Source organism: Photobacterium sp. GB-72 (genome assembly GCF_003026095.1).
GTDB lineage: Bacteria > Pseudomonadota > Gammaproteobacteria > Enterobacterales > Vibrionaceae > Photobacterium.
Window position 1 is genome coordinate 40,997 of the sequence record NZ_PYNV01000026.1, and the last position, 11,486, is coordinate 52,482.

The window sequence follows — 11,486 nt, forward strand, 5'->3', positions numbered from 1 at the left end:
AAATTATGTATCAAGTACGCCTGTTGCCAAACAACATCACCTTTACTGCGTCAACGCAGCAAACGGTATTACAAGCAGCGCTCGACGCAGGCATTACTTTTCCCAATCGCTGTCAGGTAGGGGCATGTGCTATGTGTCTGTGCCGTAAAACATCCGGTGAAGTGAGTTATCAGTTAGCGCCAATGCTCACTGAAAAAGAACAAGCGGAAGGATGGATTTTTACCTGCCAAGCGGTCGCGGAAAGTGACTTGGTGTTAACGTTAGACTAGAGGAAAACCATGTCTATCCAGTGCGAAGTAAAGTCAGTACAACCCTTAGCCGCGAACACGTATCGCATTTTGTTAAAGCCTGAGCAGGCGATTGATTTCAAAGCGGGACAATATCTGCTTGCGGTAATGGGCGAGAAAGATAAGCGTCCATTTTCAATTGCCAGTAGCCCATGTCGTGAAGGCGAGCTTGAACTACATATTGGTGCGGCAGAGCAAAATGCGTATGCATTAGAAGTAGTAGAAGCGATGAAAGCGGCATTAGATTGCAATGAACCTGTGGTGATTGATGCTGCCCACGGTGATGCATGGCTGCGCCATGAAAGTGAGCGTCCACTACTAATGATCGCCGGTGGTACTGGTTTTTCTTATATCCGTAGCATGCTTGATAACTGCATTAGCCGTGGTTTAACCCAGCCTATTTTTGTGTATTGGGGTGGTCGTGGTATCGATCAGCTGTATGCGAATGAAGAGATGCAGGCGTTAGCAGCAAAACACGGCAACATTACCTATGTGCCTGTAGTTGAAAATGCCCCTGCAAACTGGTCAGGCAAAGTCGGTAATGTATTGGATGCTGTTGCAGAAGATTTTGTTTGCCTATCAGCGTACGACATCTACGTGTGTGGTCGTTTTGAAATGGCAGGTGCCGCCCGTGAGCGTTTCTGCAGTGATAAAAATGCGCAAAGAGAACATATGTTTGCTGACGCATTTGCGTTTATTTAACGATTAAATGTTTAAACCAAAGCCAGCGTTAAACGCTGGCTTTGTTGTTTTTATAACAAGCGATTTACCATTGGCTTTGCTGAACTTTGCGTTTCACCCAGGTTTCATTTAGCCACAGTGAAAACATTATGATCACGCCACCGACTATCAAACGTGAATAATCCACATCACGATTCCAAATCACGATATTCACAATCAACCCAGCAGGTACCAGTGCATTATTCATGATTGCCAGCGCGCCAGCATTGACTAACGTCGCCCCTTTATTCCAGATGAAATACCCTAAGCCTGAAGCAACGATACCAAGATAAACCAATATCCCCCATTGAGTATCGGTCGTCGGTAGCTTGTCGTTATTGCCAAACAATAAGAACATCGGTAACGCGATACAGATAGCACCAATGTAAAACCAGCCAAATACCGTATGTTGTGGCAACTCTGTGGTTTCTTGTTCGATAATTCGCTTATAGCCCACTTGCCCGATAGCAAAACACAGGTTCGCCCCTTGGACGATGAAAAAGCCGATAATAAAGTTTTGGTTGATGCCTTCAAACTTGATCACAGCAGCACCCAGTACAGCGATTGCTGCGGTGAGCAAATACCACGGAGAAAACTGTTTATGGAGTGCATCGTAAATCAAAGTGACATAAATTGGGGTGAAAATAGTAAACAGTAATACTTCAGGCACACTGAGATATAAAAAAGATTGGTAGTAGAAGCAATACATGATCCCTAATTGGAAAGCGCCAACCATCATTAATTTGAGCGCTAATTTGAGATGAATATGTTTAAAGCGTAAAAAAGGGATAAAAACCAACGCGGCTAAACTGACACGAGTTAATACCGAAAACCAAGGGTCAACCTGACCTGCAAGGTAGACGCCAATTAAGCTAAAAGAAAACGCCCATAAAAGGGTGATGACAGATAAATATCCCATTACGCCAGCAACATCCATTTGAAAAATTAAGGGTATGCAGTGTAGCGAAAGTTAATCTTGTCGCCTATGAAAGATAGAGTAGAAAATAACAGGTATGAGCAGCAGCCAACGGTGTTGGCTGCTGGATTAAGAGGGGGATAGCGAGATTATTTCAGTGGAATCATTAATAAATCAACAGGCGTACGGCTTAGAAGTTGGCGGGTTGATGATAAGATTTTGCTCCAGAAATCTTGATGATGACCACAAATGACCAAATCAACATCCATGTTTTTTATCGCATGACAAATTTCTTCACTCAGATCACCGCTACCGACAAGGGTATGTGACACCGGATAGTGTGCTTTTTGTGCCAGTTGATGAAGGCGTGTTTGCGCATCATTTTCAGCACGCTCATGCATCTCTGCTAAATTAATATCAATGAGTCCGGTGTATAAATCAGCGTAATCAACATCGATATGGATCAGAGATAACTTCGCATCTAGGGCTTTGGCTAATAGCGCGGCCTTATGGACTAATACTTCGCTATCGTCTGATAAATCGATGGCGGCAAGGATATGTTTATAGACCATTAACTGACACTCCATATTCATTAGGTATGATTCATATTAGCATTGAGTATGGGGCAAAAATATCGATTTAGTCGCATCTTATTACGGAGTTGTGGTTAATTATTTTTCAAAAACAAGTAAGCGATTTTACTGTTGATTTCGTACTTCATGAAAAATAAAAGAGAATTATCTCAGTATTTTTTTTCGTTAGTTGCATTCTAAACAATGCGCAGTGACAATGTCTTGATTACACTTAAACAAACAGGAGTAGTGCAATGTTAGCCAAGGCTATGGTTGATAACCTAAACGAGCAAATCAACTTAGAATTTTTCTCTTCAAACCTATACTTACAGATGAGTGCATGGTGTGAGGATAAAGGTTTCGAAGGTGCTGCTGAATTTTTACGTGCTCATGCCGTTGAAGAAATGGAACATATGCAACGTTTGTTTACTTATGTGAGCGAAACAGGCGCATTGCCAATTCTTGGTACGATTGAGGCGCCAAAACACGAATTTGCATCACTAGGTGATGTATTCCGTGAAACCTATGAGCACGAGCAATTAATTACTAAGAAGATCAATGAGCTTGCTCATGTTGCATTTACTACGCAAGATTACTCAACATTTAACTTTTTACAGTGGTACGTATCAGAGCAACACGAAGAAGAAAAATTGTTTAAAGGCATTTTAGATAAAATTGAGTTAGTCGGTGAAGACGGTAAGGCACTATTCTTTATTGATAAAGATTTATCCGCGATGGCAAAAGCAGAGTCTACATCTGTTATGGATTCACAAGCCTAATATTGATAGGGAGCAAATTTGCTCCCTTATCTCCCGGCGAGTGGAACCGCATTTTTTGGGAGAATATATATGAGTAGTGATGCATTTCTTTTCGCACTTTTTTTAGTGGCAGTTGTTAATACGTCTCGTTACATCAGTACCTTAAGAACATTGCTGGTGGTGATGCGAGAATGTGATCCCCTGTTGTATCAGCAAGTGGATGGGCGCGGTTTTTTCTCTTCTCAAGGTAATGTCAGTAAACAGATCCGTTTATTTCATTACATCCGCAGCGAGCAATATAAAAAGCATCATGATCCGGTCTTTATGGCGAAATGTATTAAAGTACGTAAGCTATTTGTTCTCGCCAGTACCTTTATGATCACCTTTTTTATCGCGATTTTTGCGGTTGCCTTTCTTGGCTACTAACACTTCTTCGACGGAGCACTAAGAACCTTGTTTTTAGGCTAGCTTTGCGCGGTGTCCGATGTTTAGTATGATCTCAATATAATATGACGGATAGGCTATATCGGTAGCCTATTTTTTGCGTATCGCTAATCATAGAGAAACAGAAACGTTATGGAAAAGTTCATATATTGGTGGTCGTCGTTAGAAAAGGGCGCATCTGTCGATTGGATGTATAACATTGGCTTACTGTTATTGTTGAGCTCGGTGTTATGGGGCGGATGGATCTTATTGTCACGCCGTTTAGCTATAGTGGCAGAAAAAAGTCAGTTTATTTGGGATGACGCATTAATCAGTGCGATCCGCGCCCCCATTACCTTATGTATTTGGGTTTGGCCGGGACTGCTGTCGATAGGCATATTAGTCGATAACTTGACCAGTTATTCCAGTACATCATTATCGACTCTTCGTCATCTGTTGCTGATCTGGACTATTGTTTGGACGCTATTTCGTTTAATTTCCAATATGGAGCAGACCATATTGGAAAACCGACCGCAGCGTGATGCGACAACCGTAAATGCGATATCGAAGATTTTGCGTTTAATCGTCATGGTGTTTGGCGGTTTAATTGCGATGCAAAATCTGGGCTTGAGTTTATCAGGCTTACTCACCTTTGGTGGTGTTGGTGGTTTAGTTGTCGGTATGGCAGCCAAAGATCTGCTGGCGAATTTCTTTGGCGGCATGATGTTATATTTTGATCGTCCGTTTAAGGTGGGTGATTGGATCCGCAGTCCTGATCGTCAAATTGAAGGTACGGTAGAGAAAATTGGTTTCCGTATGACCATTATTCGCACCTTTGATAAGCGTCCAATGTATGTGCCTAACTCGGTGTTTAGCTCGGTGGTGGTAGAAAATGCGTCTCGCATGCTCAATCGCCGTATTAAGCAAAGTGTCGGTTTACGGTATTGTGATGCTGCGGTGGTGGGTGATGTCGTGCGTGATATTAAAACTATGCTACAAAACCATCCAGATATCGATACTCGACAAACCTTGATTGTGAGTTTTGATACTTACGGTGCGTCGTCACTTAATATCTTGGTATATACCTTTACCAAAACGGTTGAATGGATTAAGTACAAAGACGTACAGCAGGATGTGATGCTTAAAATTGTTGAGATTGTACATTCGCATGGGGCCGATTTTGCTTTCCCAACCACAACATTAGACATGCCTGCAGCGGCATCTACGGCATTGGCCTCTATTGAGCGTGCTCAGCAAGCTTAATAGGTTTGCTATCAGGATAAATTATTACGGTTGGTATTACGCCATTAGGTAGGTAAAATAGCCGCCGCGAGAGAGAAAGGATGCTAGCGACTAGCATCCTTTTTTCGTTTTTCCCTTAGTGTTTTTGAAAGGCAGATAGTAATTCATGGCAAATAAATACGATGTCGTCATTATCGGTGCAGGTGCTGCAGGGCTAATGTGTGCAGCTGAAGCGGGTAAGCGTGGTCGCTCTGTATTGGTGGTTGATCATGGTAAGAAGCCGGGACGTAAAATCCTGATCTCAGGTGGCGGTCGTTGTAACTTTACCAATATGGATGTGGCCGCGAATAATTATGTTTGTCGTAATCCACACTTTGTGAAATCTGCGCTATCTCAATACACCCAATGGGATTTTATAGGCATGGTGTGCCAACACGGGATTGACTATGAAGAGCGTGATCATGGCCAGTTATTCTGCCTAGATTCCGCCAAAGACATTGTTCAAATGTTGTTGTCTGAATGCGATATGCCTAATATCGCCCAGCGTTACCAAGTCGATGTTCATAGTATTGAAAAGACGGATTCAGGCTTCACGCTTGGCCTTAATACCGACACCGTTAGCTGTGAATCGCTGGTGGTCGCAACCGGTGGTTTATCGATGCCGAAACTGGGTGCAACCCCGTTTGGTTATCAAATTGCTGAGCAGTTTGGCTTGAAAATGATCCCAACTACTGCAGGTCTTGTACCGTTTACGCTGCATGTTGAAGATAAAGAAGCGCTCGCGGATCTGTCTGGTATTGCTGTTCCTGCGGTCGTTGAAACTGAAGATGGCACTTCATTTAAAGAGAACTTACTGTTTACCCACCGTGGTTTATCAGGCCCTGTGATTTTACAGGTATCGTCATACTGGAAGCCGGGTCAGAAGATCACCGCAGATTTATTACCGCATTTAACCTTGGTTGACACCTTAAATGAGATGCGTGAAGCACATCCAAACCAAAGCTTGAAAAACTCGCTGTCTCGCTTACTGCCTAAGCGTCTTATCGAGGCTTTGATTGAGCGTGGTGATGTACAAGATAAACCGTTAAAGCAACTTAATCATAAAGAGCTGGCATTACTGAGTGAATACTTCCACCAATGGCAGATCGCGCCAAATGGTACAGAAGGCTATCGTACAGCAGAAGTGACATTAGGCGGCGTTGATACCGATGAGCTATCCTCAAAAACCATGGAAACTAAGAAAGTTAAAGGCTTGTACTTTGCGGGTGAAGTGATGGATGTGAGTGGTTGGTTAGGTGGCTATAACTTCCAGTGGGCATGGAGCTCTGGTTATGTTGCTGGGCAATATGCCTAATTTATTTCATACAATATTTTGTCTCTAGTTTTAATACTCTCTTATTAAGAAAGATAAGAGAGTATCTCCCTGCCTATCACGACGTTACTGACTTTTCTTGTTTGAGCGTGTCTTGTAGCCAAGCAATGACGTTTTGTACTTCTGGCCTGTTCTGGCTTTCTTTCTTACTGACGATGAAATAGCTACAACGGCTTAATACACTATGGGGTGTAAGCTCTGCTAATAAGCCTGCTTTTATTTCATCGTTGACAAACATTCGATGTGTAACAAAAACACCCAACCCTGCGATAGCAGCTTCAATTGCCTGCACAGAACTTTGAAAATAACGCCGCTTGGTGTTGTTAGGTACATCGACGCCTAAGCTTTGACACCAATGTGTCCAATCTGAGTCACGTAGAGAGCGATCCACCCAAATCGTTGGCTGTTCAGCAAAGTAGTTATCTAAATCATCAGGAAGAGGCTTTTTGGCGGGGCTACCGACTAGCACCAACCTATCTTCATTCCAAGGAACCACATTGTACTCAGGCCATTCATTTCCCTCACCATAACAAATAGCAATATCAAGGTTATGGGGAAGGAGCTCTAATGCCAACGTCGAATGCGTAGAAAAGCGTAAATCAATATCAGGATACTTTTCTTGTAATGCTGGCATTCGAGGAATTAACCATTTTAGCCCTAAGGAAGGAATAATACTGATAGAGATCTGCTGCTGAGAGGTTAACTCTCGAAGAGTTGCCTGTTCAATGATATTTATCCCCTCTTGAATGGCACGTTGATAGCGTTTTCCATCTTCTGTTAACGTCATTTGACGTGTTGTACGATGAAATAACCGCTTTCCGAGATAGCTTTCAAGGTTTTGAATACTTTGACTAACAGCTGAGTGAGTGACGCACAACTCATTGGCTGCTTTAGAAAAATTAAGGTGTTCACATACGCTGAGAAAAACAGGCAGCGATTTTAATGGCGGTATATGCTTCATTTTCATTTGTTAGAAAAACTTACATAACCGTAAGTATATATCGTTTCTCTCTATTGTCGCTAAAAACTAAAATACAGTGAAAACAATATGAAATAGTCATATTTAGCAGGATATCTAATTGAAGTGCTAATGACCTAACAAGAGAAAATTATGATGAAAAAAGCATTACTCGTTATCGATTTTATTAATGATATTGTCCACCCCGACGGAAAAATCCCATCATGTGCTTCGCATGTTCAAGAACAAAATGCGATACCCCATACCAACCAAGCGCTTGCATATGCCCGTAAAAATGATTGGTTAGTGATTCTCGTTAAAGTCGGATTCGAATCCCATTATTATGCCCAACCTAAAAACTCGCCAATCTTTGGTTTGGCCAATCAATATAAGGCATTGCAGTTAGGCTGCTTTGGTACTGAATTTCATGATGATTTAGATGTACAAACGAGTGACTTTATTATTGAAAAACCAAGAATTAGCCCTTTTTACGGTACACAATTAGAAGCGGTTTTACGTGCCAACCGTATTGAACATGTGTATTTAGCTGGTGTGAGTACCACTTTAGCTATTCAATCGACGACCCGAGATGCGCATGACCGCGATTATAAAGTGACGATTATTGAAGACGCTTGTGCTGCAGACAGTCAGCAAACACATCAACAGTCTATTGAGTTGCTTTCTCGACTTGCCGAAGTGATCAGGGTTGAACAGCTTACCTGTTAGTAATTGAGACAAATACAAGAGCATAAAGCCGATGAAAATGACATGGGGCTATAATCAGTGGCATATAAAACAGACACTATCTGCATGGTGTGATGTACCAACGCTTGTGTGCATGACGGTTGCTATTTTTCCCTGTTTCATTGTGGCGTGTATAACCGGCGATCATCATTACCTGCAACTGGGGTTGGTGAGTGGGGCACTTTTTTGTGTGCAAAATAGTTTAGGTTTAAGCGGGTTATTAGAAACGTGCTTACATTGGCTGGCTATTATTTTAGGTTTTACGGTGTTGTATTGGGTGCAAAGCTCTCCACTGTTGTTTGCTTTGTTCTGCGCTTTATTGGGGGCGATTTGCGCCAGTTTTGCTTATTGGGATAAAAATTTAAAATCGTTAGGAAATTGGATATTGATCCCTGCGTTATATTTAAGTTGTGAGCTTTATGATCGTGTAAACCCTCATACATTTACTCATGCGTATATAAAATTACTTGAACAATTACCCGTTACCTTAATTGGACCAATATTGGTTTTAGTCTGTTTAAATATGGCTAAAATGCCGAAAGATCGGACATATGCTCTGATTGGTAGGGATCATCCCTATATCGTTAAAAAACAACCAGCGGTCATTTACTCGGTATTAAGTATTTTCTTCGCTATTTTTATGACCGCTGTTTTTGTTAAATATTTCGCTATAAAACAAGGACAGTGGGTTATTTGGTCTTCGGTGAGTGTGATAACCGGGGAACTAAGTAGTATGCATAAAAAGCTTAAGCATCGAGGTAGAGGGGCGGTATTAGGTTTAAGTTTAGGAGGAGCGGCTGTTTATCTATTTTCACTTATTGGAAGTGCTACAGTACTAAATAGCTTTGCCGCGTTTCTTATTCCTTTAACTCTCGTCATTAAACCTTATCCTGTCGCTTTTACATTACGTTGTATGTTTATTGCCATTGCTGCTGGCTCGATGACACATACAGAATCAATTGCTATGGTTCGAATGTTCGATGTTGTATTGGGTGGTGCGATTGGTGTGATAAGTGTTTATGTTGTGACTTATGTGATTAGCCCTTTATTGAAAATAAAGAGAGAAAAAGAGGGATATTGAATCGATATTTAAATATAAAATGTTTATTTTAAATTTAAAATGATTACTATCAATGAGTTACATTGATAACCAAAAATTATAGAAAATAAGCCTTTACAATTACTGGTTATAAGACAATAATGGCGTCGCTCTGTTGTTCAGAGTTATTAATGAAACATCAAGTAAAAGTAAAACCTCAGAATTTCTTCGTTATTGTTGTCATCCTCAGTGTTTCCCTTAGCTTCATCGTCACATTCAATAATTCAAGCTTTCAGCGCATCGTGATTTTTTATTGCGATAACTCATGAATTTTAAATTAAATAAGGGACACAATATGTCTACTGGTATCGTTAAGTGGTTCAACGAAGAGAAAGGTTTCGGTTTCATTACTCAGGATAATGGCGGCGCTGACGTATTCGTTCATTTCCGTGCTATCGCTTCTGAAGGTTTTAAAACTTTGGCTGAAGGCCAAAAAGTTTCTTTCGAAGTAGAGCAAGGTCAAAAAGGCCTACAAGCAGCTAACGTTGTAGCGCTATAAGAATTTAAGTTGGCGCAAAGAGTTATATACTATTTGCGCCGCTTTCAAAGTAAAAATAATTAGTTATACCGTACCATCGAAAATAATAACCACTTCCAATATCTGCTTTTGTTTGTATTTGTCGTTACGTTCCTATTTCCCTCGTTACCTATAATAAATAGATTTTATACTCATTTTATAATTTAAATGTACTAAGAAATATCTTAGAAATTAATTTAAGTTAATGATAAAGCTAAGGATATGCTCATGTCTCGATCTCTTGGTCGTAAACGATTTTGGTTTCAACAAAACCGCCCTGTAAATACAATAAATACAGAAACAGAAGAAGCAATAAAATAATGAACGTAAATTTTAACTTATTAAAAAATAAACATTCTTGGAATTCAACAATTCATCAGTTAAATAGTGATGTATTAACCCGACATGTATTAATGAAAGGGAATGTTGATAATGTGGATATTAATTTCTCATACTGTGAAAAAACCGGTAAAGGCGATATTACTAATGCTGATAATAAACTAATTGGTAATTTCACTATCTCTTATTAATACCTAAAGGGTATTAAATTAATCGAATAAACACATTCGCTTAATTTAATAATCTTACTCGCTGAAAATTGAAATTTGTCATCTTTTTCGTAGAAGAAAACTGTTTATCGCCACATTTATGTTGTTTTATCCGTGTTTCCCTTTGCTTTATCGATAGTTCAAACATCGTTATTTCGGCCGTCGCGTGTTGCGACACCTCAATGAAATACATATAAGGGACACATAATGTCTAATAAAACACTTGGTTTAGTAAAATGGTTTAACGAAGAGAAAGGTTTTGGTTTTCTAACCCAAGACAATGGCGGCGCTGACGTCTTCGTTCACTTCCGTGCTATCGCTTCAGAAGGTTTCAAAACCTTAACTGAAGGTCAGAAAGTTTCCTTTGACGTAGAGCAAGGCCAAAAAGGTCTGCAAGCGGCAAATGTTATCGCGCTATAAGTTTATCTGTTGATAAGCATGAAATGCTGGCTAAGGCCGGCATTTTTTATATCTGTAATTTGGCGTCATTGATTGCGATGTAATACGCACGATATTAATTTTATTAATGGAATGACATAAAAAAATCCCCACTCAATGAGCGGGGATTTAGGTAGTCACGTTATCGACTTAGTCGATTATAGAGCGTCTTTATTGATACAAAGAACGTGGTATTTACCGTCTTCGATCTCTGCGCCTTCAGTTTCGTGTTCGAAACCTGGGAATTCTGCATCCCATGCTTCTAGTGCTTTCAAGTACTGGATTTGAGGACTTGTTTCGTCACCGAAGTTTTCACCACCCATTAGCATTGGGATGCCTGGTGGGTAAGGGATAACAGAGTTCGCTGCAACACGACCCACTAGCTTGTCAGAAGGTACTAGCTCAACTTCATCAGATACTACGAACTGGTAAGCAGTACGTGGTTTCACTTCCATTACAGGAAGGCTTGAGTAAGCATGGTTTAGTACTTGGCTTGGGTTATGGCGAACTAGGTATTCAAACATCTTGTTACCTAGATCTTTAAGACCAAGACCTTTGTATACTTCTGGTGCTGATGCAACTAACTCAGGTAATAGTGTTTCGATATCTGCGTTAGCATCGTAGTGACGCTTGAATGACAACAATGTGTTGATCAATGTGTCACGCTTACCTTTAGTAATACCCATTGAGAATAGGAACATTACTTGGAAGTCAGTAGTACGTGTTGGTACGATACCGAAACGACCTAGGTATGCAGTCACAAGCGCTGCTGGAACACCTGTTTCTAGGAAGTTACCGTTGTCGTCAAGTCCAGGAGTTAGCAAGCTAACTTTGATTGGATCAAGCATACACCAGTCATTGTCGATTTCGTCAAAGCCGTGCCACTTGTCGC

General features: G+C 40.7%; 14 protein-coding genes and 1 pseudogene. 11 read left to right on the plus strand and 4 right to left on the minus strand.

What is annotated here, in order from left to right; genetic code table 11:
- Nucleotides 1-2: 2 nt before the first annotated feature.
- Nucleotides 3-269, plus strand: a complete 267-nt coding sequence (locus tag C9J40_RS20465) for a 2Fe-2S iron-sulfur cluster-binding protein (RefSeq protein WP_199187169.1) — start codon at nt 3-5, stop codon at nt 267-269.
- 9 nt (nt 270-278) lie between these two features.
- Nucleotides 279-989 (plus strand): NAD(P)H-flavin reductase, encoded by a 711-nt coding sequence (gene fre / locus C9J40_RS20470; protein ID WP_107247864.1) that lies wholly within the window; start codon nt 279-281, stop codon nt 987-989.
- Between the two features lie 64 nt (nt 990-1,053).
- Here the strand turns inward: fre and C9J40_RS20475 are convergent, their stop codons facing one another.
- Nucleotides 1,054-1,926 carry a carboxylate/amino acid/amine transporter gene (locus C9J40_RS20475; RefSeq protein WP_107247865.1) on the minus strand — a complete coding sequence of 291 codons (873 nt, stop codon included), beginning with the start codon at nt 1,924-1,926 and terminating at the stop codon, nt 1,054-1,056.
- Nucleotides 1,927-2,072: 146 nt separating this feature from the next.
- A complete protein-coding gene (locus C9J40_RS20480) occupies nt 2,073-2,495 on the minus strand; it encodes a universal stress protein (RefSeq protein WP_107208568.1) in 423 nt (140 codons plus the stop codon).
- Nucleotides 2,496-2,749: 254 nt separating this feature from the next.
- Between C9J40_RS20480 and ftnA the strand changes: the two genes are divergently transcribed.
- The 4 genes from ftnA (at nt 2,750) to C9J40_RS20500 (ending at nt 6,272) form a co-directional block, all read left to right on the plus strand.
- Nucleotides 2,750-3,274 carry a non-heme ferritin gene (gene ftnA, locus C9J40_RS20485; RefSeq protein WP_107208569.1) on the plus strand — a complete coding sequence of 175 codons (525 nt, stop codon included), beginning with the start codon at nt 2,750-2,752 and terminating at the stop codon, nt 3,272-3,274.
- 69 nt (nt 3,275-3,343) lie between these two features.
- A complete protein-coding gene (uspB, locus tag C9J40_RS20490; RefSeq protein WP_105061214.1) occupies nt 3,344-3,679 on the plus strand; it encodes a universal stress protein UspB in 336 nt (111 codons plus the stop codon).
- Nucleotides 3,680-3,829: 150 nt separating this feature from the next.
- Nucleotides 3,830-4,939: a mechanosensitive ion channel family protein gene (locus C9J40_RS20495; protein ID WP_107208570.1), complete on the plus strand. Its 1,110-nt coding sequence runs from the start codon at nt 3,830-3,832 to the stop codon at nt 4,937-4,939.
- Nucleotides 4,940-5,084: 145 nt separating this feature from the next.
- Complete coding sequence (locus C9J40_RS20500) at nt 5,085-6,272, plus strand: NAD(P)/FAD-dependent oxidoreductase (protein ID WP_107247866.1); 1,188 nt, start codon at nt 5,085-5,087, stop codon at nt 6,270-6,272.
- 76 nt (nt 6,273-6,348) lie between these two features.
- On the opposite strand, the gene C9J40_RS20505 is transcribed toward C9J40_RS20500, so the two are convergent.
- Nucleotides 6,349-7,257, minus strand: a complete 909-nt coding sequence (locus C9J40_RS20505) for a LysR substrate-binding domain-containing protein (RefSeq protein WP_107247867.1) — start codon at nt 7,255-7,257, stop codon at nt 6,349-6,351.
- 147 nt (nt 7,258-7,404) lie between these two features.
- Between C9J40_RS20505 and C9J40_RS20510 the strand changes: the two genes are divergently transcribed.
- The 5 genes from C9J40_RS20510 to C9J40_RS20530 all read left to right on the plus strand — a co-directional run bounded on the left by C9J40_RS20510 (nt 7,405) and on the right by C9J40_RS20530 (nt 10,576).
- Nucleotides 7,405-7,974, plus strand: a complete 570-nt coding sequence (locus C9J40_RS20510) for an isochorismatase family cysteine hydrolase (protein ID WP_107247870.1) — start codon at nt 7,405-7,407, stop codon at nt 7,972-7,974.
- Between the two features lie 31 nt (nt 7,975-8,005).
- A complete protein-coding gene (locus C9J40_RS20515; protein WP_107247868.1) occupies nt 8,006-9,073 on the plus strand; it encodes an FUSC family protein in 1,068 nt (355 codons plus the stop codon).
- A 283-nt stretch (nt 9,074-9,356) separates the two neighbouring features.
- Nucleotides 9,357-9,590 (plus strand): cold-shock protein, encoded by a 234-nt coding sequence (locus tag C9J40_RS20520; protein ID WP_039861059.1) that lies wholly within the window; start codon nt 9,357-9,359, stop codon nt 9,588-9,590.
- Between the two features lie 338 nt (nt 9,591-9,928).
- Nucleotides 9,929-10,138, plus strand: a complete 210-nt coding sequence (locus C9J40_RS22305; RefSeq protein WP_107208574.1) for a hypothetical protein — start codon at nt 9,929-9,931, stop codon at nt 10,136-10,138.
- A gap of 225 nt (nt 10,139-10,363) precedes the next feature.
- On the plus strand, nt 10,364-10,576 hold the full coding sequence (locus C9J40_RS20530) for a cold-shock protein (RefSeq protein ID WP_006647467.1): 213 nt from the start codon (nt 10,364-10,366) through the stop codon (nt 10,574-10,576).
- A gap of 176 nt (nt 10,577-10,752) precedes the next feature.
- Here C9J40_RS20530 and C9J40_RS20535 read toward each other — a convergent pair.
- Nucleotides 10,753-11,486 (minus strand): annotated as a pseudogene (locus C9J40_RS20535) (arginine decarboxylase); the annotation flags it as partial.